Annotated in this window: 22 protein-coding genes and 1 pseudogene; 11 read left to right on the top strand and 12 right to left on the bottom strand. The window is 65.7% G+C overall.

Annotated elements, in window-relative coordinates; translation table 11 throughout:
* Positions 1-14: 14 nt before the first annotated feature.
* Positions 15-1,079: pseudogene (locus QX070_RS30740) on the top strand (extensin family protein); the annotation flags it as partial.
* Positions 1,080-1,658: 579 nt separating this feature from the next.
* Here the strand turns inward: QX070_RS30740 and QX070_RS30735 are convergent.
* Complete coding sequence (locus tag QX070_RS30735; protein WP_315740898.1) at positions 1,659-2,339, bottom strand: L,D-transpeptidase; 681 nt, start codon at positions 2,337-2,339, stop codon at positions 1,659-1,661.
* Between the two features lie 346 nt (positions 2,340-2,685).
* Here QX070_RS30735 and QX070_RS30730 point away from each other — a divergent pair, with 346 nt between their 5' ends.
* The gene (locus QX070_RS30730) at positions 2,686-3,663 is read left to right on the top strand and encodes a magnesium transporter CorA family protein (RefSeq protein WP_315740897.1); all 978 of its coding nucleotides are present in this window, start codon (positions 2,686-2,688) and stop codon (positions 3,661-3,663) included.
* 318 nt (positions 3,664-3,981) lie between these two features.
* Entirely contained in the window at positions 3,982-4,299 is a 318-nt protein-coding gene (locus QX070_RS30725; protein WP_409999188.1) for a hypothetical protein, read from the top strand.
* Positions 4,300-4,574: 275 nt separating this feature from the next.
* On the opposite strand, the gene QX070_RS30720 is transcribed toward QX070_RS30725, so the two are convergent.
* The gene (locus QX070_RS30720; protein ID WP_315740896.1) at positions 4,575-5,327 is read right to left on the bottom strand and encodes an SDR family oxidoreductase; all 753 of its coding nucleotides are present in this window, start codon (positions 5,325-5,327) and stop codon (positions 4,575-4,577) included.
* Positions 5,328-5,467: 140 nt separating this feature from the next.
* Complete coding sequence (gene pdxH, locus QX070_RS30715; RefSeq protein WP_315740895.1) at positions 5,468-6,118, bottom strand: pyridoxamine 5'-phosphate oxidase; 651 nt, start codon at positions 6,116-6,118, stop codon at positions 5,468-5,470.
* Between the two features lie 125 nt (positions 6,119-6,243).
* On the opposite strand from pdxH, the gene QX070_RS30710 reads away from it, so the two are divergent.
* Both QX070_RS30710 and QX070_RS30705 read left to right on the top strand, forming a co-directional pair.
* Positions 6,244-6,648, top strand: coding sequence for an RT0821/Lpp0805 family surface protein (locus QX070_RS30710; protein ID WP_315740894.1), 405 nt, complete (start codon positions 6,244-6,246; stop codon positions 6,646-6,648).
* A 112-nt stretch (positions 6,649-6,760) separates the two neighbouring features.
* Positions 6,761-7,720: a DnaJ C-terminal domain-containing protein gene (locus QX070_RS30705; RefSeq protein ID WP_315740893.1), complete on the top strand. Its 960-nt coding sequence runs from the start codon at positions 6,761-6,763 to the stop codon at positions 7,718-7,720.
* A 370-nt stretch (positions 7,721-8,090) separates the two neighbouring features.
* Here QX070_RS30705 and QX070_RS30700 read toward each other — a convergent pair whose 3' ends face one another.
* Positions 8,091-8,864: an anti-sigma factor gene (locus tag QX070_RS30700; protein ID WP_315740892.1), complete on the bottom strand. Its 774-nt coding sequence runs from the start codon at positions 8,862-8,864 to the stop codon at positions 8,091-8,093.
* Positions 8,865-8,955: 91 nt separating this feature from the next.
* Positions 8,956-9,444, bottom strand: coding sequence for a sigma-70 family RNA polymerase sigma factor (locus QX070_RS30695; protein WP_315740891.1), 489 nt, complete (start codon positions 9,442-9,444; stop codon positions 8,956-8,958).
* A gap of 205 nt (positions 9,445-9,649) precedes the next feature.
* On the opposite strand from QX070_RS30695, the gene fabI reads away from it, so the two are divergent.
* The 3 genes from fabI to aroC all read left to right on the top strand — a co-directional run bounded on the left by fabI (position 9,650) and on the right by aroC (position 12,309).
* Complete coding sequence (fabI, locus tag QX070_RS30690) at positions 9,650-10,483, top strand: enoyl-ACP reductase FabI (RefSeq protein WP_315740890.1); 834 nt, start codon at positions 9,650-9,652, stop codon at positions 10,481-10,483.
* A gap of 26 nt (positions 10,484-10,509) precedes the next feature.
* On the top strand, positions 10,510-11,109 hold the full coding sequence (locus tag QX070_RS30685) for a histidine phosphatase family protein (RefSeq protein ID WP_315740889.1): 600 nt from the start codon (positions 10,510-10,512) through the stop codon (positions 11,107-11,109).
* Positions 11,110-11,223: 114 nt separating this feature from the next.
* On the top strand, positions 11,224-12,309 hold the full coding sequence (gene aroC, locus QX070_RS30680; protein ID WP_315740888.1) for a chorismate synthase: 1,086 nt from the start codon (positions 11,224-11,226) through the stop codon (positions 12,307-12,309).
* Here the strand turns inward: aroC and QX070_RS30675 are convergent, their stop codons facing one another.
* The gene (locus QX070_RS30675; RefSeq protein WP_315740887.1) at positions 12,310-13,071 is read right to left on the bottom strand and encodes a hypothetical protein; all 762 of its coding nucleotides are present in this window, start codon (positions 13,069-13,071) and stop codon (positions 12,310-12,312) included. It lies immediately after the preceding gene.
* Positions 13,072-13,471: 400 nt separating this feature from the next.
* On the opposite strand from QX070_RS30675, the gene QX070_RS30670 reads away from it, so the two are divergent.
* Positions 13,472-14,662: an adenylate/guanylate cyclase domain-containing protein gene (locus QX070_RS30670; protein ID WP_315740886.1), complete on the top strand. Its 1,191-nt coding sequence runs from the start codon at positions 13,472-13,474 to the stop codon at positions 14,660-14,662.
* 9 nt (positions 14,663-14,671) lie between these two features.
* On the opposite strand, the gene clpS is transcribed toward QX070_RS30670, so the two are convergent.
* Positions 14,672-14,977, bottom strand: coding sequence for an ATP-dependent Clp protease adapter ClpS (clpS, locus tag QX070_RS30665; protein ID WP_315740885.1), 306 nt, complete (start codon positions 14,975-14,977; stop codon positions 14,672-14,674).
* 225 nt (positions 14,978-15,202) lie between these two features.
* Between clpS and QX070_RS30660 the strand changes: the two genes are divergently transcribed.
* Positions 15,203-16,057, top strand: coding sequence for a DUF1194 domain-containing protein (locus QX070_RS30660; RefSeq protein ID WP_315740884.1), 855 nt, complete (start codon positions 15,203-15,205; stop codon positions 16,055-16,057).
* A 67-nt stretch (positions 16,058-16,124) separates the two neighbouring features.
* On the opposite strand, the gene QX070_RS30655 is transcribed toward QX070_RS30660, so the two are convergent.
* A complete protein-coding gene (locus tag QX070_RS30655) occupies positions 16,125-16,967 on the bottom strand; it encodes a nucleotidyltransferase domain-containing protein (protein WP_315740883.1) in 843 nt (280 codons plus the stop codon).
* Positions 16,968-17,166: 199 nt separating this feature from the next.
* Here QX070_RS30655 and QX070_RS30650 point away from each other — a divergent pair, with 199 nt between their 5' ends.
* On the top strand, positions 17,167-17,739 hold the full coding sequence (locus QX070_RS30650) for a septal ring lytic transglycosylase RlpA family protein (RefSeq protein ID WP_315740882.1): 573 nt from the start codon (positions 17,167-17,169) through the stop codon (positions 17,737-17,739).
* Between the two features lie 105 nt (positions 17,740-17,844).
* Here QX070_RS30650 and QX070_RS30645 read toward each other — a convergent pair whose 3' ends face one another.
* From QX070_RS30645 to dxs, 4 genes are all read right to left on the bottom strand, one after another.
* Complete coding sequence (locus QX070_RS30645; RefSeq protein ID WP_315740881.1) at positions 17,845-19,080, bottom strand: class I SAM-dependent RNA methyltransferase; 1,236 nt, start codon at positions 19,078-19,080, stop codon at positions 17,845-17,847.
* A complete protein-coding gene (locus QX070_RS30640; RefSeq protein WP_315740880.1) occupies positions 19,073-19,810 on the bottom strand; it encodes a TlyA family RNA methyltransferase in 738 nt (245 codons plus the stop codon). Before QX070_RS30640 ends, QX070_RS30645 begins: the two co-directional genes overlap by 8 nt.
* 392 nt (positions 19,811-20,202) lie before the next feature.
* Positions 20,203-20,763 (bottom strand): nucleoside 2-deoxyribosyltransferase, encoded by a 561-nt coding sequence (locus QX070_RS30635; RefSeq protein ID WP_315740879.1) that lies wholly within the window; start codon positions 20,761-20,763, stop codon positions 20,203-20,205.
* Positions 20,764-20,795: 32 nt separating this feature from the next.
* A complete protein-coding gene (gene dxs / locus QX070_RS30630; protein WP_315740878.1) occupies positions 20,796-22,721 on the bottom strand; it encodes a 1-deoxy-D-xylulose-5-phosphate synthase in 1,926 nt (641 codons plus the stop codon).
* Between the last annotated feature and the right edge of the window lie 908 nt (positions 22,722-23,629).

Genomic DNA, 23,629 nt, shown 5'->3' with positions numbered 1-23,629 from the left:
TCGCGCCGGGCGTGATGGTTAGCGCTGTGGTCGTGGCGATCGCATTGAGCTGGCTCATGGCGGCGCAGGCGGCGGCCGCCAAATCAGCGCACCGCAGCCCGCCCGCGGCCTCTGAGCTCGCTGCGAAGCTGGCCGATGGCGTTGCCAAGGTGCCGCTTCCGCAGCCGCGGCCGGCCGACGCGCCGGCGCGGGAGGCGGCCAAGGGCGAGGATGCCGCTCTGCGCGACGAGGCCAGCACCGGTCCGAAGGTGGATGCCAAAGCCCCGCCGCCGCCTTCGGCTTGCAGGCTGGCCCTGACCGAAGAGGTCGCGATCGCGCCGTCGATTCCGCCGATCAAGGGTCCTGGCGGCTGCGGCGGCGAGGATCTGGTGCGGCTGGATTCGGTGGTGCTGCCTGACAAGCGCAGGGTGGCGCTGACGCCCGCGGCGACCATGCGTTGTCCGATGGCGACTGCGGTCGTCAATTGGGTGCGCGACGATGTGGCGCCGCTGGCCGAACGGCTCGGCAGCGCGGTCACCGCGCTCGACAATTTCGATTCATATCAGTGCCGCGGCCGCAACAATGTCAGCGGCGCGCAGCTATCGGAGCACGGCCGTGCCAATGCGCTGGACGTCCACGGCTTCAGGCTGGCCGACGGCCGCATGATCGATCTCACCGACCGCACCCAGCCGCGCGATTTGCGCGAGGCGGTGCTGCACGCGGTGTGCACCCATTTCTCCACCGTGCTCGGCCCCGACTCCGACTGGTACCACGAGGATCACATCCATCTCGACCTGATGGAGCGGCGGAACAATTACCGGATCTGCCAGTGGGACGTGCTCGACCCGCTGCCGAAGGTCGCGCCCCTGATGCCCGCGGCCCGGCCTGACGATGCGCCGCCGCGCGAGACCGAACAGGCCGGCACTGAACGCTCCAGGAAGACCGCGAGCACCCCGGCCGAGCGCAACGGCACCAGTCGCGGCGTCTCGGCGGAGATGGAGGCCGGAACGTCTACCGCAGCGGACGGCACCGCTCCGTCAGCTGACGAGGGGACCGAACGGTCCGCCGTGGAAGAGCGCTCTCCCGCGCAAAAACCAGCCGATTCGGCCCGCAATCGGCGCACGGCGTCAAAGCCGGCGCCCGAGCAGCAAAAGGTCGAAGCCGCTGCGCCAGAGGCGCGATCCTCGACCGCCAAGCCGCCGGCAGGCGGTCCATCCTCAGCGTCGGACAAAACCCGCGATGCAGCCGGGCGCGACCAGCGCGCGCAGACGAGCCAGAATGGGGAGCGAGCCTTGCCCTCGAAGCCGGCGTCGCGGAAGCGCCATCACAGTCGCCGAAGCTGGGATCCGTTCCGTGGATTGTTCTAGCGCGTGATGAGACGAGGTCTGGTTGCTAGCTGCGAACGAAGGTGCGCTCCCTCTCCCGCTTGCGGGGGAGGGCTGGGGTGGGGGTGTTGCCGCGATTGAGGCTGCCCGAGCGGAGAGAGCCCCCACCCGGCGCTTCGCGCCGACCTCCCCCGCAAGCGGGAGAGGTGAAGCGAGCCTGCGGTTAAGTCGATTCAACCAAGAGGCATCGCGCTCTAGCGCCCAAAACAAAAGAGCGCCGGTTGCCCGGCGCTCTCAAAGAAGGATGCTAAACGCGTTTCTCGGCTTTTGAATTTCGTCCGCCGCAGCCGAGGCTCACTGCATCGCAGCGTAGGTGCCGCCGCCCTGCAGCGCCATCTGCGGCTTGTAGGGCGAATCACCCTTCTTCGGATCCAGCACCACGACGATGGTGCCGACCTTCACCCGGTTATAGAGATCGATCGCATCCTCGTTGGTCAGGCGGATGCAGCCCGAGGAGATCGAGGCGCCGATATATTCCGGCTGGTTGGTGCCGTGGATGCGGAACAGCGTGTCCTTGCCGTTGGCATAGAGGTACATCGCGCGCGAGCCCATCGGATTGTCCGGACCGGCCGCCACGAAGGTCGGGACGCCCAGGCGCTCGATCTCGCTCTTGGTCGGATGCCAGGCCGGCCATTCGGTCATGGCCCCGACCTTGGCGATGCCCGACCACGCCATGGCCTCTTCGCCGACGGTGATGCCGTAGCGAATCGCCTTGCCGCCATCGAGCACGTAATAGAGGTAGTGGCTGTCGGAATCGACCACGATGGAGCCCGGGGCTTCCTTGCGGTGATAGTCGACGATTGCGCGCCGATAGGGCTCGGCCACCGGCGTGTTGGTGTAGCGGATCTTCGCGAGAAGCTCCTTGTCCTTCGGCTTGAAGGCCTGGGTGTTGGTCGCCTCGTACGTCGTGGCCTGCATGCAGCCCGACAGCATCAGGCCGGCGGCCAGGAGTCCGAGTTTCACCTTCAGCGACATGTCACCAATTCCAATCGACAGCTGACGTTGCAATGACACGGCCGCGCCACTGCAGCGCGATTCCACGTGTCCCATTATCGTCAAAATCGTTCTCAATTCCAGCCGCTACACGCACAGGTCACGCTGCAGCGCCGTGATTGTTGCTTTTTTGCCGCAAAGTTGCGGGCAGTCATCCACAGCTGTGCTCCGAATGGCACGGTCATGCCCCCCCCCTGGGCGCTGCGCGAGAGGCCGCGGAGCATGGGCCTGAAAAGTCCATGGACCGGGCCCGCAAGCTGCGTCACAAGGCAGCAGCATCCCACCGCTAAGTCCCCGAAATTCACGTTTCGCGATTCGGAGTTTGTCCATGTTCTCGGTGTTCGTCCCGTCGGAAGCCGCGCTGAAGAAGGTGGCGGTCACCGATCCCGCGGCTCTGCCCGAGAATGCGGTGTGGGTCGACCTGGTCAACCCGAGCAATGCCGAGGATCGGGCCGTCGAAAAGCTGGCCGGGATTGCGGTACCGACCCGCGAGGACATGCAGGAGATCGAGATCTCCAGCCGTCTCTACATCGAGAACGGGGCCCGTTACATGACGGCCACGCTGATGTGTCACTCGGATTCCGATATGCCCAGGACCACGGCCGTCACCTTCATCCTGGCTGGCCACCGTCTCGTGACGGTGCGCTACGACCAGCCGCGCCCCTTCGCCGTGGTGGAGGCCAAGCTCGCCCGCAACTGTGCGCCCGGGATCACCGGCGAGATGGTGCTGATGGAGCTGCTCGATGCGGTAATCGACCGCTGCGCCGACATTCTCGAGAAGGTCGGGGCTGATATCGACCAGGTCAGCCACGAGATCTTCGAGCCTAACAATGAGCGTCACGGCCATGCCAAGCAATATTCGCAGATCCTGATCGCGATCGGCCGCAAGGGCGACCTGACCTCGAAGGTACGTGAGAGCCTGGTGTCGATCGGCCGCCTCGTCACCTTCCTGTCTGCGGTGGTCGAGGGCGTGAAGTGGTCGAAGGACATGCGCGAGCAGCTCAAGACCATGCAGCGCGACGTCGCCTCGCTGACCGACCACGCGTCCTACCTCGCGAGCAAGATCACCTTCGTGCTGGATGCGATGTTAGGCGTCGTCAACCTCGAGCAGAACAACATCATCAAGCTGTTCTCGGTGATGGCGGTGGTGCTGATGCCGCCGACCTTGATCGCATCGATCTACGGCATGAACTTCAAGATGATGCCGGAGCTCGAATGGGTGCACGGCTATCCGATGGCGCTGGTGCTGATGCTGATCTGTGCGATCGTGCCGTACTACATCTTCAAATTGAAGAAGTGGCTGTAGTGCCGCTGGCCTGAAAATCCAGGCTCTACGCGAGAGGGACGAATCTGCGCGAGGCCTGCGGCATTGTGCCGTCATTCCAGGCGATGCCTCATTCGCGCCCTGTTGTTAGCAGCGGCGTAGACATGTCATTGATCGATCGTCATGCTGTCCGTCGCTATGCACTTAAGGTGACACAAGCGGTGAGATGCAACACATAATAGGAAATACTTGTTAGGCCGGCTGCAATGCCGCTGCAAAGCCGCCCCAATTCCTCAGGTAAAATTTGATGGGAACGCTGAACGTTTGATCGAAACTTCTCTGCGATAAATCTGCACCAGCATGACAAACAACGAGCGCCTCGGCGCGTGGCATGCAAGGCAGAGCTCGAGGGCGCGTTCATCGCGCCTTATCCAAGAGGCGGCGGCAATGGTTGAGAAACGCATAATGGCATCGAACAACGTGATCGATCTTGCCAGCTATCAGCGCAGCCGCGCCGACATTGTCGTGGCGTTGTCGCCGCGTACCTGCCGCTACTGCGGCGCCGAACTCGAGGACGACGAGCGCGATGATGATTGCTCCAGCGCTCTCAATGTCGAGTCCGACCGCCTGCGCTGGCGCGCCGCGCAGATTCTGCGCGGTTTGGTGTGCGAAGGCTGAACGACCGTTCTCGACCGGGCGGTATTCAGGCAATGCCGCTCGCGCAGCCAATGATCGGAAATCCAGTGCGCCGATCCCATCCCATGAACAGCGTTCCCTCCGGGAGCGCTGTCTTGTTTGTGGTGGTCGGTAGGTTCCGTAGCGATCTTCGGAGATGGCGTTAATCGCGCCTTCGTCCGGTCATCCGGAACTTGCCGAACGTGGCAAGCTGCTATGAACCAAATCGCCGCTATGAACCAAATCGAAGACGGGCAAGCGTCTCTGCGTCGATTGCCTCAGACGTGCTGGCCGCCGTTGATGTGGATCTCGGCGCCGTTCACGTAGGAGCTGGTCTCCGTGCACAGCACATAGATGATCTTGGCGACCTCGTCGGGCGTGCCGAGGCGCTGCATCGGGATCTGCTCCTGGACGATCTTCTCGGTGCCCGGCGACAGGATCGAGGTGTCGATCTCGCCGGGGGCGATCGAGTTGACGCGGACGCCGACCCGGCCGAAATCCGACGCCATCTCGCGGGTCAAGGCGGCCAGCGCCGCCTTGGAGGTCGCGTAGGCCGCGCCGGCAAAGGGATGCACGCGCGAGCCCGCGATCGAGGTGACGTTGACGACGGAGCCCCTGGCCGCCTTCAGCTCCTTGATCAGGCCGCGCGCCATCATGATCGGCGCAAAGAAGTTGACGCGGAAGACGTGATTCCAGGTGTCGAGGTCGGTGTCGACGGTGCCGAGCCGGGCGCCGCCGGCGCCCTTCGGCGAGATCGCGGCATTGTTGACCAGCGCGTGCAGCTCGCCGCCGTCGATCCGCTGTTTGATCTCGGCGATCGCGCGCACGGTGTCCTCGGGATCGGACAGGTCGACCTGGACATGGTCCTCGGGGCCGGCGCCCCACGGGCATTCTTCGGGAAAGGGGTGCCGTGAGCAGGTGAGGACGCGCCAGCCGGCAGAGGAGAAGCGGATCACGGTGGCATGGCCGATGCCGCGGCTGGCGCCGGTCAGCAGCATCGTGCGCCGTGGCTGGTTGGAAGAGGTCGGCATGAATTGCGTCTTTCACGATCCCGGACGGATCAACTTACCACAATGGTTGGTGTGTTCGGCGCCTGATTCACGCGCGCGATGGCGATTCGTTGGCGCGTCGGACGCCTAGAGGCCGGGCGCAAGCGCGCGCGGCGATCCCCCTACGGATACATCCGCACTTTGGTCCAGGGCTGGCCCGAAGCCTCGCGCCGGAATTCGATGCGGTCGTGCAGGCGGAATGGCCGGTCGTGCCAGAACTCCATGCTGACGGGCGTGATGCGCCAGCCGCTCCATCCTGGCGGGCGCGGCACGTCGCCGATGATGTATTGCGCGGCGACCTTGGCGATCGCCTGCTCGAACGCGAAGCGGCTTTCCAGCGGCTGCGACTGCTTGCTGGCCCAGGCGCCGAGCTGCGCCTGCTTCGGCCGGGTCGCGAAATAGGCGTCGGCCTCTTCGTCGGTCACCGGCGTCACGAGGCCGCGGATGCGGACCTGGCGGCGCAGCGACTTCCAGTGAAACAGCAGCGCGGCCTTCGGATTGGCGGCGAGCTCGCGGCCCTTCTGGCTGGCCTTGTGGCTGTAGAAGACGAAGCCGTCCGCGTCATAGCCCTTCATCAGCACCATGCGCACGTCAGGCAACCCACTGTCGTCGACCGTTGCCAGCGCCATCGCATTCGGATCGTTGGGCTCGCTCTTGCCGGCTTCGGCAAACCACGCCGCAAACAGCGCAAACGGCTCGCCGGCCTGGGTAAAATCGGCCGATGTACCGGATGTTAAGGTTGTCTGGTGTTTGATGCTCGTGGGGTCGGTCATGTGTATGGGGAGTCCGAGTTTTGCGTTCACCCGCGGCCAGGCGCGTGCAAGTCCATTCTGGTCCGGCCCTATATAGGGCATCGGTCCGGCTTGGCCTATCCGCGATCGGTCATGCCGGCACCGCTTTGACACTCATTCTAATCGGCTTGTCCGGCAGCGGCTGCAGCCTGTCGCACCCTGAAACGGCCTTTGCCAAGATGGACGATGCGGAGGTCACCGGCGCGATCAGCCCGCCGCCCGAGCGCGAGCCGACCGAAGCCGATCTCGCTTTTGCCCGCAACGCTGCGTCGGACGTGCTGACCAAGGGGACCAAGGATTCCAGCCAGCCCTGGCAGAATCCGCAGACCGGCGCCCGCGGCTCGGTGACGCCGATCGCCAAGTCCTACACCGCGGACAACGGCCGTACCTGCCGGGATTTCCTGGCGAGCTACGTCAACGGCAAGACCGAGCGCTGGCTGCAGGGGTCGGCGTGCCGGATCGAGCGGGGGCGCTGGGACATCCAGACGCTCAAGCCCTGGCAGCAAAGCTAGCTGGGATCGTCTGAAACCCGTTGCAAAAATACAACGGACTCCCCAGATGAAATGCAAAGCGGGCGGGGAGCCCATAGGTTAGTATCTGACTTTCTGTAAGGAGACGTGACGGATGCGCGACCCCTATGAGGTCTTGGGGGTGCCGCGAAGCGCCAGCGCTGCGGCCATCAAGAGCGCCTATCGCAAGCTCGCCAAGAAGCACCATCCCGACAGCAACAAGGATGATCCGAAGGCATCGGCAAGGTTTGCCGAGATCAGTTCTGCCAACGAGATCCTGGGCGACGAGGAGAAGCGCAAGCAGTTCGATCGCGGCGAGATCGATGCTGACGGCAAGCCGCGCTTCCAGGGCTTTCCTGGTGGCGGCGCCGGGCGCGGCGGTCCAGGGGGCGGCTTCGAGAACTATACCTTCCGCAGTGGCGGCGGGCCGGGCGGCGGCTTCGGCGGCGGCGGTTTCGAGGACATTCTGAACAGCATGTTCGGCGGCGCCCAGCGCGGCGCGCGCGGCGGCGGCAGCCCGTTCGAGTTCGACGCCGGCGGTGTCGGCCTCGACCTCGATCTGAAGGTTGCGATGTCGGTCTCGCTCGAGGAGTCCGTCAAGGGCGGCGAGAAGCGCGTGCGGCTGCCGTCGGGCAAGGAGCTCAACGTCAAGGTCCCCGCCGGCGTCACCGCCGGCCAGCAGATTAGGCTGAAGGGGCAGGGCGAGAGCGCGCCCGGACACCGGCCAGGTGATCTCCTGATCACCATCCAGATCGCGCCGCATCCGTTCTTCAAGGTCGAGGGCAGCGACCTCAGGCTCGATCTGCCGATCACGCTTTACGAGGCGGTCCTGGGCGCCAAGGTGAGGGCGCCGACGCTCGGCAGCGCGGTCGAGCTGTCGATCCCGAGGAACACGTCCAGCGGCCGGACCTTCCGGCTCAAGGGCAAGGGCTTGCCCAAGAGCGATGGCTCGGCCGGCGATCTGTTCGTCACCACCCGGATCGTGCTGCCCGACGGCAACGACGCCGAGCTCGAGGCGCTGATGACCAAGTGGCGCGATCGCCATCCCTACAATCCGCGCAGCAACCTCTCCTGAGGTTGCATATTGCGGACATGTAGGCTAGAAGTTGAAGTGCGAGCTGGAAAGCCGAGAAAAAAGTGCGGCCTCGAAAGGGGGACCAGCGCGGTACAAAACCCCAATCGAGGCCGCTTCCGTGTCGATCGGCGGATCGAACACTCCTCATTTTTTCGTGAACATTTGGCGCTATATTGAGACGTGCCGGTGACCGGATTCCAGATTTCCGGTGACCGAATTGCGGCGCCGACCTTGGCGTGTCCCCCTGCGCGGGAGGACGCAGGCACCGCTTCCCCTCGCTCATCTCCTGCAGCCTGCGAGCAAGCCCTTCAGATCGTATCGGGAATTGTGACGGTACTCGTGGGGGCCACAATCACCGGGCGTCTCGCCGCTAGCCGCCCGTCCGTTCGGACTGATCATAAACAAGGCGCGCAACCTGGGTGAGACGCGTCCGGTCGCTGCTGCCGCTGACGACGTAGCTGACGCCGCGCTCCGCCCAGGACAGCGCAGCGGTGGTTCCCTGCGCCGTATAGCGCATCTCGGCCGCCTCGATCCCGACCTTGGTCGCATACACCGTGAAGCGCTCGCCGGAGGTGCTCTCATACATCAGGAAGGAGGCCGGGCCGGCCGGTCCCGGCAGCAGCCGGCCACCGACGAGCTTCAGTCCGGTGGTTTCCAGCTCCGGCGCCTGCACGGTGCGACCACAGCGCCGCGTCAGCCATTGCTGCAGATGGGCCTTCTCGTCGCCGGGGACCTCGACCGGATGGCGCACCTCCACGACGTAGAGCCGGTGCGCATCGAGCGCCTCGCCGGCGAGGGCCTGCAGCGGCGACGGCGAGGACGCGGCGCCACGCGCGACCCAGCCGACCGCGCCGCCGACCGCGAAGGCCGCCACGCTTGCCGCCATCGCACCGATGACCCAGCGCCGCGGCCGGCGGTCCAGACCGTCGAGGTCGAGCCGCGGCGGCACCGGCTCGTTGACGATCGAATCGTAGCGGGCGTGAAGCGCCTCGGCCATGCTGCGCCAGGATTGCACCCGCTCGGCGTCCGCCGGATGCTCGGCCAGCCAGCGCTCGACGTCGCTGCGGCGCTCGGCCGGCAGCTCGTTGTCGACATAGGCGTGCAGCTCGTCTTCGGTGACGGGAATGGTCGGGTCGGTCATCATCGGGATCTCATGGCAATCGAGCGGCTGCGGCGATGCGCGGTCGCTGCAGGCTTGAGCAGGCGAACATGGCAGGGCGGCTTTTGTGCAGTGGTCATTTCACCCTCCGCAGCGCCGGCCGCTCGCCCTCGAGCACGGCACGGACATGGGCGCGAGCGCGGGCGAGGCGGGACATCACGGTGCCGATCGGGACACCCTGGATGTCGGCGACCTCGCGGTAGCTCATGCCTTCGAGCACGACGAGGAGAAGCGCTGCGCGCTGCTCCTCCACCAGGGTCGCCAGTGCGCGCTCGATGTCCCGGCCCTCGGCCTCGGTGCCGCTGGCGTCGGGATTGTCGTCCCGAAGCGGCATGAAGTGGGGCCGCCGCGCCAGTGAACGCCGGCGGTTCTTGTTCAGATTGGTCAGGATCGTGTACAGCCAGCTCCTGATGTCGCCGCCCAGAAACAGCCGTTCCGAGCGCAGCGCCCGCACCAGCGTGTCCTGGACCAGCTCGTCGGCCGCGTCCATGTCGCGCGCCAGCGCCCGGGCATAACGGCGCAGTGCCGGAATCATGGCCTCGACGCTCTGGCGGAACGCGTTCATGGAATGCCCTGCGGCTGTTCGCTGCGATGAGAAGGGCGCAGGCCGCAGCCTGTGCCTTGCAAAGATCATAACACCGCGATGACGCGCCTATTCCGGGCCGCAAGCCCTGCGGGGAGTTTGCCACAGAGCGGGCGGAATGGGGCTGTACCGGGCCAGACCGGTGGTGTACGTCCAGTCCTTAATAATCAGTTCGATGGGAAGCCGCATGGCGCAGATTTCAGGTTTGATGCAGGGCAAGCGCGGGGTCGTTCTCGGCGTGGCCAACAACCGCTCGATCGCCTGGGGCATTGCCAAGGCGGCGCGTGCGGCGGGCGCGGAGATCGCGCTGACCTACCAGGGCGACGCGCTGAAGAAGCGGGTCGAGCCGCTGGCGGCCGAGCTCGGCGGCCTCGTGCTCGGCCATTGCGACGTCACCGATCCCGCCACCATCGATGCGGTATTCGACGTGCTCAAGGAGAAGTGGGGCAAGATCGATTTCGTCGTCCACGCCATCGCCTTCTCCGACAAGGACCAGCTCGACGGGCGCTACATCGAGACCACGCAGGACAATTTCTCCAAGAGCATGCTGATCAGCTGCTACTCGCTGACCGCGATCGCGCAGCGCGCCGAGAAGCTGATGACGGACGGCGGCTCGATCATCACGCTGACCTATTACGGCGCCGAGAAATGGATGCCGCACTACAACGTGATGGGCGTCGCCAAGGCCGCGCTGGAGGCCAGCGTGCGCTATCTCGCCGCCGATCTCGGCGAGAAGAACATCCGCGTCAACGCGATCTCGGCAGGACCGATCAAGACGCTGGCCGCCTCGGGCATTGGCGACTTCCGCTATATCCTGAAGTGGAACGAGTACAACGCGCCGCTGCGCCGGACCGTGACCATCGACGAGGTCGGCGACAGCGCGCTGTATCTCTTGTCCGACCTGTCGCGCGGCGTCACCGGCGAGGTGCATCACGTCGATTCCGGCTATCACGTCGTCGGCATGAAGCGGCCCGAGGCGCCCGACATCTCGCTCAGCAATTCCGTCGGCGCCAAAGAATAGCGTTCAAGGAATAACGTCAACGCGCAATGCCACGGCCCACGATCTACTACATCCGCCACGGCGAGACGGAATGGAATGCGCTCGGCCGACTGCAAGGCACGCAGGACATTCCGCTGAACGCGCTCGGGCAGGTGCAGGCGGTCCAGGCTGGCAACATCCTGGCCGAGATCGTTGCGCGCAACGGCCATGATGCGGCGGGCCTGCCTTACGTCGCGAGTCCGCTCAGCCGCGCCCGCGCGACCATGGAGCTGGTGCGTGAGACCCTGAGGCTGCCGGCCGAGGGCTATGCGCTCGATGCCCGGCTGCGCGAGATCGGCTACGGCAAATGGGAAGGGGCGACGCTGCCGGAAATGCAGGCGGCAGATCCCGCCTTCTATGCCAAGCGTCTGACCGACAAATGGTCGCTGGCGCCCGAGGGCGGCGAGACCTATGCCGACGTCGAGCGACGCGTGCGCGACTGGTACGATGGGCTGTCTGGCGATATCGTGGCGGTCGCCCATGGCGGCACGGCGCGGGCGCTGATGGTCGCCTTGGGCTTCGAGACGCCGCACGGCGCCGTCGACCTGCCGATCCAGCAGGGCGCGGTCTATGTGTTCGGCGAGAACGGGTTCGAGAAGTACAGTTAGTTATCCCCGTCATTCCGGGACGCCTCGCAGAGGCGAACCCGGAATCTCGAGAGTCCGGGTCTGGTCCTTCGGACCATCCCGGAATGACGGTTTTTCCGATTGGGTGATCAGATCATGTCCTTCAACACCTTCGGCCACATGTTCCGCGTCACCACCTTCGGCGAGAGCCATGGCGTCGCCATCGGCTGCGTCGTCGACGGCTGTCCGCCACGCATTCCGCTGACGGCCGAGGAGATCCAGCGTGATCTCGACCGCCGCCGGCCCGGCCAGTCGCGCTTCACCACCCAGCGCCAGGAGCCGGACCAGGTGAAGATCCTGTCCGGCGTGATGGCCGATCCCGACACGGGAGCGCAGGTCACCACGGGCACGCCGATTGCGCTCCTGATCGAGAACACCGACCAGCGCTCCAAGGACTATTCCGAGATCAAGGACAAGTTTCGTCCGGGTCACGCCGACTTCACCTACGAGGCCAAATATGGCCTGCGCGACTATCGCGGCGGCGGCCGCTCCTCGGCGCGCGAGACCGCGACGCGCGTTGCGGCCGGCGCCGTCGCGCGCAAGGTCCTGCCGGACGTGAAGGTGCGCGGCGCGCTGGTGCAGATGGGCCCGCACAAGATCGACCGCGGCAACTGGGACTGGGACGAGGTCGCGCGCAATCCCTTCTTCTGCCCCGACAAGGACAAGGCGGCGTTCTTCGAGGACTATCTCGACGGCATCAGGAAGTCCGGCTCGTCGATCGGCGCCGTGCTCGAGATCGTCGCCGAGGGCGTGCCGGCGGGACTTGGCGCGCCGCTCTACGGCAAGCTCGATGCCGAACTCGCCGCGGCGATGATGAGCATCAATGCCGTGAAGGGCGTCGAGATCGGCGCCGGCTTCGGCGCCGCCGAGCTGACCGGCGAGGAGAATGCCGACGAGATGCGCTCGGCCAATGACGGCACGCGCTTTCTCTCCAACAATGCCGGCGGCATTCTCGGCGGCATCGCGACTGGACAGCCTATCGTGCTGCGCTTCGCGGTCAAGCCGACCTCGTCGATCCTCACCCCGCGCCAGACCGTCGACCGCTCAGGCCAGGAGACCGAGATCCTGACCAAGGGCCGGCACGACCCGTGCGTCGGCATCCGCGCGGTTCCGGTCGGCGAGGCGATGATGGCCTGCGTGCTGGCCGATCACCTGCTGCGCCATCGCGGCCAGGTGGGGTAGCTAGTCGCTCTCGCCGTATACATACGATGCCTTCAGTCCGAAGGTGACGATCGAGAGCGTCACCCAGAGTCGCAGCATCGCGAACGAGAAGATGAAGACGAAGAAGATCAGGTTCTTGGCGAACTGGGTGGCGTCGGTCTGTCCGAACGTCCAGATCATGCTGCGCACGGCATTCTGACCGTGGCTCAGTCCGATGTTGACCAGGCCCAGCACCAGCACGGCGGTGCCGAGCCATAGAACGCGCCGGGCGAACTCACCGAGTGCCGGGAAGAACGCAGTCCGGCCGTTGTTCCGCTCGGCTTGAAGGATCATCAGCAGCATCAGGGCTGCGATGAATGCGCTCCAGAACCGGCCGAGATGAGTTAACTGGTCGAAGGCCATGCCATCCAGCCCGGCCATCAGGTGATGGCTCCGCGCTGCATAGGGCGTGAACGCCAGCGCCAGCGTGGCGATGACCATGAGCAACGCGATCCGCCACAGCACCGCCAATGAGAGCCTGAACTGCTCGCCCAAGGTCAGGTCGCCCAGGCCGCTGGTCCCGCCGCTTGCCTCGATGCAACGCTGCGCCGTGACGATGAAGGCGTGCAGCACCGCGACCGCTGCAACGATCAGGGCGGGCAGGCTGGCGGGGCCGCCAGCGAAGGCGATCACCCGCATCGCCGCAGCAAGGATCAGCCATGGCAATGCGGGCAGCAGCCGGAGCGGTCCGAAGGAGGTCTGAGGAACGATGGTGGATGGCGCGCTGCGGAGGCTCTCTTTCATGCCGCCATGATACTGCGTGGAGCTGAATGCCCGTTCTCGCCAATGAGTAAAATTGTCAGCACGCTGAGCGCGGCCCCGATGTCCGCATGAGCTATCGGGCTCGCCGCTCTTGGCCTGACCTTGCGCCATGGACCGGACCACGTATCTGGAGTTCATCTCCTGGCTGATCGCCAGCGCATGGTCTGTGCACGAGCCGAGCGAAACGCTCGGCCCGTGATGCGCTTCGCGGTCAAGTCGACCTCCTCGATCCTGAAGCTGCGCCAGGCGAGATGCCCATGGGCGAGGCGATGATGGCCTGCGTCCTCGCCGACCATTTGCTGTGCCATCGCGGTCAGGTCGGGTAGGGATGGGCTCGCCTCGACAGTTTGCCGTCGTCACGCCGCTCGCCTAATGTAGGCCCATGGACACGTCCAAGCTGCAGGAGATCAAGGACTGGCTGGTCGACGGTGCGCGTTCCGCCGCGACGCCGGGCCAGATGATGTCCGAATGCTGCGAGCGGCTGGTCGGGCTCGGTGTGCCGTTGTGGCGCGTCGGCGTGTTCGTCCGCACCCTGCATCCGGACATTGCGGGCCGCAGCTTCATCTGGCGGCCGGGAGCGGAGGTCGAGACCTCCACCGTTGATTTCGGCTTTGAGAGCCGCCCGATCTACAGGAGCAGCCCGCTCGCGCTCGTGTTCGAGAGCGGGGCGGAATTCAGGGCTGATCCTCGTCGCTCGGAGGCCGAGCGCTTTCCGATCCTGATGGATGTGCGCGCCGAGGGGGCGACCGACTATCTCGCGCTGCCCTTGACCTTCGTCGATCGGGCGATCCATGCCTCGAGCTGGACCACGAGGGATCCCCGTGGCTTCAGCGAGCAGCACGTGAACGCAATCCGGTCGCTGATGCCGGCCCTGGCACGCTACACCGAGATCGTCACGCTGCGCCGGACTGCCTCAATGCTGCTGGACACCTATGTCGGCAACAGCGCCGGCGAGCGCATTCTCGGCGGCCAGATCCGCCGCGGCCATACCGATACGATGGATGCGGCGATCTGGCTGTCGGACCTGCGCGGCTTCACGCCGTTGTCGGACCGGCTGCCGGCCGAAGACGTGGTCGAGATCCTCAACAACTACTTCGACTGCCAGGTTGCCGCGATCCGGGAGCAGGGCGGCGAAGTGTTGAAGTTCATGGGCGACGGTCTGCTCGCGGTGTTTCCGATTCCCGAGCAGGACGGTGATCCGAGCGCGGTCTGCGGGCGCGTGCTCTCGGCGGCGCGGACCTCGCGCGCCAGTGTCGATGCGCTGGAATATGCGGTTGGCGGCCGGGTCGAGCGCTTTCGCTTCGGCGTCGCCCTGCATGTCGGACGGTTGCTCTATGGCAATATCGGCGGCGGCAACCGGCTCGACTTCACCTGCATCGGCCCGGCCGTCAATCTCGCCGCACGGTTGGAGAAGATGGCCGCGCGGCTGCAGCGGACGGTGGTCGCGTCCGAGGCCTTTGCCGGCGCCTGTCCCGAGCCGCTGACCGATCTCTGGACCGATCTCGGTGAATTTCCGATCGCTGGCCTCGCGACCGCACAACGTGTGTATGGGCTGCGTGAGGAAGGGAATTAGTTCGCCGGCTCAGGTCTCCGGCTCGGTGGTGAACAGCAGCGGATATCCCTTGGCGCGGCCGGCATCGGTCGCGCGGGTCGCCTTGGTCTCGGCAACGTCCTTGGTGAAAACGGCCACCACGCAGACGCCGAGCTTATGCGCCGTGATCATGACCTTGTAGGCCTGGTCCTCGGTCATGCCGAATTCCGCCTTCAGGATCATCACCACGAAATCGCGCGGGGTGAAATCGTCGTTGACGAGGATCACCTTGTAGAGCCGCGGACGCTCGGTCTTGGTGCGTACCTTCGTCTTGGGCTTGGTGACGGCATCGTTCATTCTAAGGGCGCGCCTGTGTTCCTGATGCGGCAGTCGGGCCACGATACAGGCTTCGGCTGCTCCGGGAAACCACGGGCTGCATGCCTTGCGCGATGGGCGCACGCAGCTGCCTGACATCCGGGCAAACCCCGGGGACTAACCGGAATGTGAATGGATGTGTGCGTTCCCGCTTTGCGCTCTGCGGATTGCATGTCACCATCGTCAGACGCGATTGGAGGGCAGCTCATGCGCTGGTGGATCTCGATCGGGGTGGCGTGTCTGGCAGGCGCCTTGGCCGGCGGCGACGTCGCCACCGTCGTGGCAGCGCCGAGGGCCCAGCCGGCTCAGCAACTGAGCGAGAAGGAAGCGTCCGTCGACGTCGAACTGATCCTCGCCGTCGATGTGTCCTACTCGATGGATCTGGACGAACTGGCGATCCAGCGCGAAGGCTACGCCCAGGCGCTCAGCTCGCGCGAGTTCCTGCAGGCACTGAAGAGCGGCGTGCACGGCCGCATCGCCGTGACCTATTTCGAATGGGCGGCCTCGAGCGACCAGAAGATCATCATTCCATGGCGCCTGATCGACGGACCGGAAAGTGCCGACGCCGTGGCCGCCGAGATCATGAAGACGCCGATCCGCCGCGCGTCGCGCACCTCGATCTCCGGCGCGATCTACTTTGCCATGCCGCTGTTCGATGAGAACCCCTATCGCGGGCTGCGCCGCGTTATCGACATCTCCGGCGACGGGCCCAACAACAATGGTCCCTCACCGGTGACGATCGCGCGCGACGAGGCCGTCGACAAGGGCATCACGATCAACGGCCTGCCGATCATGGTCAAGGAGCCGTCCTACTCGACGATGGATATCGAGAACCTCGATCTCTACTACAAGGATTGCGTAACCGGCGGCCACGGCTCGTTCGTGGTGACGATCAAGAGCCGCGACGAATTCAAGGAAGCCATCCGCACCAAGCTGCTGATGGAGGTCGCCGGACGGGTACCGCCGCCGCGCATCGTGCCGGTCGCCGACGATGCCGACAAGGAGCCGCGCGTGTCCTGCACGATCGGCGAGAAGATCTGGCAGGACCGCTGGGGGCGGTGACCAGCAGGCCCGGGCTGCCGAGCAGACGAGCGCGCGGGGAGGCTTGATTGGTAAGGCGCCGCCGATCTCAGCCGGCCGTCGCAGCATGGACCAACGCCTGTTTCAATTCGGCCTCGACCTCCCGCAGGCTGCGGAGCGCCGCACCGAATTCGCCATTGCCGATCGATTGCCAGATGAACTCCACGCGCGCCGCGAGACCGCCGAGCGCCAGTCCAAACGTCGCGGCCTCCTTGAGCGCACCCTTCTCGTTGATCAGGTAGCGCCCGTTGACCGCAAACAGCACCTGCGCAAGGCAGGCGAGGGCGCGATAGGCGCAGCCCGCGACGTGGGTATGGTCGCCACGCCCGACAGCCAACTCGGCATTATCGATGCTGAATGCGATCTCCCACTGGAAGCGCGCAATAATCGCGTCGCGCAGGCGGCGCGGATAGGGCGTGCAGCGCGACTTCAGTCTCGCCAGCAGTTGCGCGGGATCGTGCAGCGGGCGGCAGAGCGCGACCTCGCCCATCCAGATCGCCGAGACGAAGCCATGCGGATGGCCTGGCTGGTAGTGCATCTCGATCCGCCCTTTCCGGCAGTCGTCGATCACGCCGCCGACCGCATCGATCTCGCGATAGAGCAGGTCGACCTTGTGCCCGTCGATTCTGAGCCAGCCGCCGCCGACGACCCACTGTCCCCAGCCGCCGACCGCCGTCAGTTCGACCGTTTGCGGGGCGTCGACGAGCCGCCGCACTGCTTCGCGCAGCGCGTCGGTGTCGAGGTCGTGCCTGGATGCGATGTAGAGCCCGACGTCGTAGTCCGAGCCCGCCTGCGCGGTGCCGCGCGCACGTGATCCACCGAGCGCGATGGCGCGCAGTCCCGGGACATCGGCAAGTTCGCCAACGATGCGGGTCAGCAGCGGGTCAGGCATTCACGTGTTCTCCCAGGATCACAGTATGAAGTTCTTGCGTGGAAAAACTCCACAGGGCCGCCGTTCAGGCTGATCTGTTGCCATTAAGCCACAATCTTCCAAAAACCAGGGGTTGCACCTCTCGCAAATTTCCCTTTGCCACCGTGCTGCCGCGATTGGGCCGCGACCATGAGCGGGTTGAGGCGGAGGCGCACAGAACATGCGTATCATCGACCGGACAGCCCATCCCGCGCAGCGCGTCAGGCGCTCGTCAGTCATCCAAGGTCCGCGTGCAGGGCTCGCTTGCCAACTTCTCAGGGCAGCGCTGGTGTGTGCGGCGGCGGCTTCGCTCGCAGCCTGCGCGCAATCATCGGCGGTCCGGCAGGCGCGCTGGGCGGCGCCGACGAAGCAAGCCGGAGCCGAATTCCGGCCGCAGGTGCAGCGTGCGGAGACGGCGCCGGAGTCAGTGGTGCGCGTCCGGCGGGCCGAGCTCAGCCCGCCGCCGGCGCACTCCGGAGCGTCCGGTCTCGCCAGCTACTATTCGGAAGGCCAGAAGACCGCGAGCGGCGAGCGCTTCAATCCCTCCGAGCTGACGGCCGCGCATCGCAGCCTGCCGTTCGGCACCCGGCTGCAGGTCACCAACGTCAAGACCGGCCGCTCCGTGGTGGTGCGCGTCAATGATCGCGGACCGTTCGTGCAGGGGCGGGTGGTCGACGTGTCCTACTCAGCCGCGCAGGCGCTCGGCATGGTCAACTCCGGCGTCGCGCCGGTGAAGGTCAGCGTGGTCAGGTAGACATGTCCTCGTCATCGCGAGCGTAGCGAAGGATCCAGGGCCAAGAAGAATGCCTGCGTTGCTTCGCCGCTTCGCTCGCGATGACGTGCAGGCATCGAGATCAGCTCACCGCACCAGCCGTGCCACCAGCTCCACATGCGGCGTGTGGCGGAATTGGTCGACCGGCACCACGGTCTCGAGCCTGTAGCCGCCGTCGATCAGCATGCGCACATCGCGCGCGAACGTCGTCACGTTGCAGGACACCGCGACGATCACCGGCACCTTGCTGGCCGCGAGCTGCTTGGCCTGCGCCTGAGCGCCCTGGCGCGGTGGGTCGAATACGACAGCGTCGATGTCGCGCAATTCCGGCGGCATCAGGGGACGGCGGAACAGGTCGCGCGTTTCGGCCTTGATCGGCTTCAGGCCGGGCGTACCGGCCGCCTTCTGCAGCGCCGCGACCGAGCCGGCATCATTGTCCATGGCGGTGACGCGCACCCGCGTAGCGAGCCGGAGCGCGAACGGGCCGACGCCGCAGAACAGGTCGGCGACGTGCTTGGCTTTGCCGATCCGCTCCAGCACCAATTGCGCCAGCGTCTCCTCGCCTTGCACGGTGGCCTGCAGGAACGAGCCGGGCGGCAGCGTCACCTGTGCCGTACCCATCGCGACCACGGGCGCATTGCGCATCAGCACCAGCTCGCCATGGCGGGTCAGCCGCGCCAGCCGGTGCTGTTCGGCGAGGCGGGACAGGGCCGCGATGCGCGGCGGCGGCAGCCGGCCGGAGCCGCGGATGTCGATGTCGAGGCCGTTGCTTGTCGCGGTCGCCTGGATGTCGAGCGGCTTGCCGGTCGGCTTCAGCGCCTCCGCCAGCGCCCACGCGGCTTCCAGCGCACCGTCCAGCGCGGGGTCGAGGATCGGACAGCGGTCGATTGGCACGATGTCGTGGCTGTTGGCTGCCGAGAATCCGACGCGGAGAACCTCGTGCGTGCCCATCCGGGCGTGGAAGGTGGCCCGGCGGCGGCCGGCGCCGTGGGCATCGATCAGATCTGCCACGTCGCAATCGACCTTGGCCGCCCGCAGCGTCTCGACGATGATGTTGCGCTTCCACTGCTGATAGGGCTCGGGCGCCCAGTGCTGGATGGCGCAGCCGCCGCAGACGCCGAAATGCGGACAGAACGGCGCGATCCGTTCGGGGCTCGGAATTTCCACCGCGAGCAGCTTGCGGCGATCGGGATGGCCGGGGACGACGGCCGCCTCGACGGTCTCGCCGGCGAGCGTATAGGGCACGTAAAGAGCCTCGCCCGATGACAGCGAGGCGCCGTCGCCGCGATGGCCGACGTGGTCGATGACGAGACGCTCAACCATGGCGGCGTGCTCCCAGGAAGAATTCGGCGTTGCCGTCGCCGCCCTTGATCGATGATGGGAAGATCTCGATGTCACTGCAGCCGAGCGAGGCGGCGAAGGTGGCGATGTCGTCGCAGACGGCGGCATGCACCGCTGCATCCTTGATGATGCCGCCCTTGCCGTGTGCGCCCTTCGCCTCGAATTGCGGCTTGATCAGCGCCAGCAGGCTAATCGGCGAGGCCGCGAGCGACAATGCGACCGGCAGCACTGCCTTGAGCGAGATGAAGCTGCAGTCGATCACGACGATGTCGGGGCGCTGCGGCAGGCGCTTGCCGTCATAGCTGCGGATGTCGGTCTGCTCCATCGACACGATCTTCGGATGATTGCGCAGCGAGGGATGCAATTGGTCGCGGCCGACATCGATGGCGAATACGACAGCCGCGCCATTGGCCAGCAGCACCTCGGTGAAGCCGCCGGTGGAGGCGCCGACGTCGAGGCAGACATGGTCCTCGACCTCGATGCCGTAATGCTCCAGTGCTGCCGCAAGCTTGACTCCGCCACGCGACACCCAGGGATGCGCCGGCTCCGCCTGCAGCACGGAATCAACTGGGATGCTCTCCGAGGCTTTGCCGACCTGCTTGTCGTTTGCGAACACGAGCCCAGCCTCGATCGCCGCCTGCGCCCGCGCGCGGCTCTCGAACAGGCCGCGTTCGACGAGCAGGATATCAGCGCGTTTGCGGGCAGGGGGCATGAGTTTGATCAGTCGTCATGAATTGTTGAGCACGCACACCAAATTCAGTGTCGTCCCGGGCAAGCATCAGCGCGCATCGCGCGTTGATGCGCCGACCCGGGACCCATAACCACAGGACTTAGTTTGTAGGGAGATGGCAACTACGAGTCTGCCCAACATGACGTCCTGTGGTCGGGTCCCGGCGCCGCGTGCGCAATTGCGCACTAGGCCGGGACGACAGTGGTGTGAGGCGAGATCGCGCCTCATATAGTGAGTTCGTAGGGTGGGCAAAGGCGCGTGCACCGGCCGCTCCGCAAGCTCGTATCGCAATTGACGCGCCGTGCCCACCATTTCGATTGTGGGCGCGGATCCACGGTGGGCACGCGTCGCCTGACGGCGCCGCTTTGCCCACCCTACGGCGTCTTGCCGAGGAGCCGCTCCGCCGCCAGCTTCACGCAGATCTCGAACGCCGCCAGGTCGTGCCACACATCCCCCGACCGCTCGCGCGGGAGGACCAGCGGGGCACCGTACAGGTCGAGCGCGTGGATCATCATCAGGTTGTCGGGCAGGCCGAAATCCTCGACCGTCAGGCCCTCGGCATCGACCAGGCGGCCGTCCTGCTCCGTCACCGTCGTGAAGCGGCGGGCGCAGTCGGCATAGACGGCGGGATCGTTGCAATAGCCCAGGCAGAGCTTGCCGCGGCCCGCCATGTAGCCGAGCTCGTAGACGGTGCCGGCATCGGCGCCGGGCCCGCGGAACGGCGTGAGATTGGCGATGATGGCATCGGCGTCGTCCATCATCGCCTCGTTGCCATGGAAGATCTGGCGCGAGGCGTCGGAGGAGGCGAGGTCAACGCTGTTGTCGAGGGGGTAGCGGCCGATCAAGCCATGGCGATCGCAGATCGCGACTTTCCGCCGGCCGATTTCAATGGCATCCGGCAGGAACACGTCGGGACCTGCCAGATAGATCTTCATGGCTCACCACCACGGCGGGACGCAAGCTCGCCTCAGGCGAGCTTGACCGACTCGGTCGTGTAATCCTTGCCGAGCGCCTCGAACACCTTGCGGACGATGCCCTTGGCGTCCAGCCCGGCGCGGGCGTACATCGCCGCCGGCGTGTCGTGGTCCTGGAACTCGTCCGGCAGCACCATGGTGCGCATCTTCAGGCCGCCGTCGAGCATGCCCTGATCGGAGAGATACTGCATTACGTGCGAGCCGAAGCCACCGACAGAGCCTTCCTCGATCGTGATCAGGATGTCGTGCTCGCGGGCGAGCTTCAGCACCAGCTCTTCGTCGAGCGGCTTCATGAAGCGCGCATCGGCGATCGAGGCGGACAGGCCGTGTGCGGCGAGCTCGTCGGCCGCCTTCTCGCACTCGGCGAGCCGGGTGCCGAAGGAGAGCAGGGCGACCTGCTTGCCCTGGCGGATCATGCGGCCCTTGCCGATCGGCAGCGGAACGCCAACCTCGGGCATTTCGACGCCGCGGCCTTCGCCGCGCGGATAGCGCACCGAGCTCGGCCGGTCGTTGATCGCGACCTGGGTCGCCACCATGTGCACCAGCTCGGCTTCGTCGGAGGCCGCCATGATCACCATGTTCGGCAGGCAGCCGAGATAGGCGTTGTCGAAGGAGCCGGCATGGGTCGCGCCGTCGGCGCCGACCAGGCCGGCGCGATCGATCGCGAAGCGGACCGGCAGGCTCTGGATGCAGACGTCGTGCACGATCTGGTCGTAGCCGCGCTGCAGGAAGGTCGAGTAGATCGCGCAGAACGGCTTGTAGCCTTCGGCCGCGAGGCCGGCGGCGAAGGTCACGGCATGCTGCTCGGCGATGCCGACGTCGAAGGTGCGCTTCGGGAACGCCTTGGCGAAGATGTCGATGCCGGTGCCCGAGGGCATCGCGGCGGTGATGCCGACGATTTTGTCGTCCTTCTCGGCTTCCTTGACCAGGCTCTGGCCGAACACGTTCTGATAGGCCGGCGCGTTCGGCTTGGCCTTGGCCTGGGTGCCGGTGGCGATGTCGAACTTGGCCACCGCGTGATATTTGTCGGCCGCCGCTTCCGCGGGCGAGTAGCCCTTGCCCTTCTGGGTCACGACGTGGACCAGGATCGGGCCGGTCTCCATGTCGCGGACGTTCTTCAGGACGGGGAGCAGATGGTCGAGGTTGTGGCCGTCGATCGGGCCGACGTAATAGAACCCGAGCTCCTCGAACAGCGTGCCGCCGTCCATCATGAAGCCGCGGGAATATTCCTCGACGCGGCTGGCGCGGTTGGCGATCACCTTGGGCAGATGCTGGCCGAGCTGCTTGGCGGCGTCGCGCAGGGTGCGGTAGGTCTTGCCCGAGTAGAGGCGGGACAGATAGGCCGACATCGCCCCGACCGGCGGCGCGATCGACATGTCGTTGTCGTTGAGGATCACGATCAGGCGCGAGTTCATCGCGCCGGCATTGTTCATGGCTTCATAGGCCATGCCGGCGGACATCGCGCCGTCGCCGATCACGGCGATCACGTTGTTCTTGCCGCCCGACAGGTCGCGCGCAACCGCCATGCCGAGGCCGGCGGAAATCGAGGTCGACGAGTGCGCGGCGCCGAACGGATCGTAGTCGCTCTCGGCGCGCTTGGTGAACCCGGAGAGGCCGCCGCCGGTGCGCAGGGTGCGGATGCGGTCGCGGCGTCCGGTCAGGATCTTGTGCGGATAGGCCTGGTGGCCGACGTCCCAGATCAGGCGGTCGCGCGGGGTGTCGAACACGTAATGGATGGCCGTGGTCAGCTCGACCACGCCGAGACCCGCGCCGAAATGACCGCCGGTTACCGAGACCGCGTCGATGGTCTCCTGGCGCAATTCGTCGGCGACCTGCCGGACCTGCTCGACCTTCAGCCGGCGCAGATCTTCCGGAGTCTTGATGGTGTCGAGAAGCGGCGTCTTACTAAATGTGGTCACGGTGACATTCCAATTTTGCAGGTCGGGTTCAAGGGCCGACATCTGAGAGGTTCATCGTAACGGGCGGCGAAACCTGAAGTCTTGAAGGTGACATCCGCGCGGATCGAAGCCGCAGTCCGGAGACTAGCCGGGTTTCGGATCGATCTATGTGATGTAAGTCACTCTTGGTGGCCTTGCCGTCCTCGTTAGTCGCCCAAGATCGCCAAGTCGTTCAGCCAAGTCAGTTTTGCTAGCTCCTGCAAGCGCTTAGTTTCCTCTCTCCAGAGAGGATAAACACTTCCAAAAACCCGCAGTTGCGAGAAGCTTTACACCAAAGTGCGTCTTAAAGCCAACCCGATGGGAGTTGGCAAGCCCGCAAACGGTACCCTTGCGCCACCTCTCAACCGCGGCGGCGTGCCGGAGGTTCCATTCAACTGCTCAAATCGACGGCAGCCGGCGCTCCGGAATAGACCGGGGAAGCCGGCTCGGTCCAGGCCTTTTCCCGCGGCGCAAAATCCGCCGATGCGGTGATTGCGCACGCCGCGGCGCCGTGAGCCATGCGTTCGCGTAAGGGATTGGTCCGTAGACGATCATGAAGAAGTCGTCGGCGTGCGGCCTTTCGTTGGCCGTCAAGTCGATGCGAAAGAGCTGCGAGCGAAGCACGTCGTCATGATTGCGCCGGATGATCGCGGACCCCGAGCGGCACGATCACAGGATCAGGGGCGAACTGCCGATTCAAATCGTGTCGCATGGTAAACGAAGGACGCACCTCTGGGTCTCAAGTGGCCAACGCGGCGGCCGAGACTTCGCCGAGGGCCACCTCGCGGCCGAGCTCTTCGATGCAGTTGCACCGATCTGCGGCTGAATTGCACGATTGAGAGGCGCGCTTTGCCCGCGTCAACTCGCGCCCGGCGGTAGCGAAATAAATC

Source organism: Bradyrhizobium sp. SZCCHNR1093 (genome assembly GCF_032381175.1).
In the GTDB taxonomy this organism is placed as follows: Bacteria; Pseudomonadota; Alphaproteobacteria; order Rhizobiales; family Xanthobacteraceae; genus Bradyrhizobium.
The sequence above is the reverse complement of the archived record's forward strand: the minus strand, read 5'-3'. Positions and strand labels throughout refer to the sequence as shown.

Bases quoted from the DNA above. Each gene is read 5' to 3' on its own strand.
- QX070_RS30735 (WP_315740898.1), bottom strand. From the start codon at position 2,339: ATGTCGCTGAAGGTGAAACTCGGACTCCTGGCCGCCGGCCTGATGCTG.
- QX070_RS30730 (WP_315740897.1), top strand. From the start codon at position 2,686: ATGTTCTCGGTGTTCGTCCCGTCGGAAGCCGCGCTGAAGAAGGTGGCG.
- QX070_RS30725 (WP_409999188.1), top strand. From the start codon at position 3,982: ATGACAAACAACGAGCGCCTCGGCGCGTGGCATGCAAGGCAGAGCTCG.
- QX070_RS30720 (WP_315740896.1), bottom strand. From the start codon at position 5,327: ATGCCGACCTCTTCCAACCAGCCACGGCGCACGATGCTGCTGACCGGC.
- pdxH (WP_315740895.1), bottom strand. From the start codon at position 6,118: ATGACCGACCCCACGAGCATCAAACACCAGACAACCTTAACATCCGGT.
- QX070_RS30705 (WP_315740893.1), top strand. From the start codon at position 6,761: ATGCGCGACCCCTATGAGGTCTTGGGGGTGCCGCGAAGCGCCAGCGCT.
- QX070_RS30700 (WP_315740892.1), bottom strand. From the start codon at position 8,864: ATGATGACCGACCCGACCATTCCCGTCACCGAAGACGAGCTGCACGCC.
- QX070_RS30695 (WP_315740891.1), bottom strand. From the start codon at position 9,444: ATGAACGCGTTCCGCCAGAGCGTCGAGGCCATGATTCCGGCACTGCGC.
- fabI (WP_315740890.1), top strand. From the start codon at position 9,650: ATGGCGCAGATTTCAGGTTTGATGCAGGGCAAGCGCGGGGTCGTTCTC.
- QX070_RS30685 (WP_315740889.1), top strand. From the start codon at position 10,510: ATGCCACGGCCCACGATCTACTACATCCGCCACGGCGAGACGGAATGG.
- aroC (WP_315740888.1), top strand. From the start codon at position 11,224: ATGTCCTTCAACACCTTCGGCCACATGTTCCGCGTCACCACCTTCGGC.
- QX070_RS30675 (WP_315740887.1), bottom strand. From the start codon at position 13,071: ATGAAAGAGAGCCTCCGCAGCGCGCCATCCACCATCGTTCCTCAGACC.
- QX070_RS30670 (WP_315740886.1), top strand. From the start codon at position 13,472: ATGGACACGTCCAAGCTGCAGGAGATCAAGGACTGGCTGGTCGACGGT.
- clpS (WP_315740885.1), bottom strand. From the start codon at position 14,977: ATGAACGATGCCGTCACCAAGCCCAAGACGAAGGTACGCACCAAGACC.
- QX070_RS30660 (WP_315740884.1), top strand. From the start codon at position 15,203: ATGCGCTGGTGGATCTCGATCGGGGTGGCGTGTCTGGCAGGCGCCTTG.
- QX070_RS30655 (WP_315740883.1), bottom strand. From the start codon at position 16,967: ATGCCTGACCCGCTGCTGACCCGCATCGTTGGCGAACTTGCCGATGTC.
- QX070_RS30650 (WP_315740882.1), top strand. From the start codon at position 17,167: ATGCGTATCATCGACCGGACAGCCCATCCCGCGCAGCGCGTCAGGCGC.
- QX070_RS30645 (WP_315740881.1), bottom strand. From the start codon at position 19,080: ATGGTTGAGCGTCTCGTCATCGACCACGTCGGCCATCGCGGCGACGGC.
- QX070_RS30640 (WP_315740880.1), bottom strand. From the start codon at position 19,810: ATGCCCCCTGCCCGCAAACGCGCTGATATCCTGCTCGTCGAACGCGGC.
- QX070_RS30635 (WP_315740879.1), bottom strand. From the start codon at position 20,763: ATGAAGATCTATCTGGCAGGTCCCGACGTGTTCCTGCCGGATGCCATT.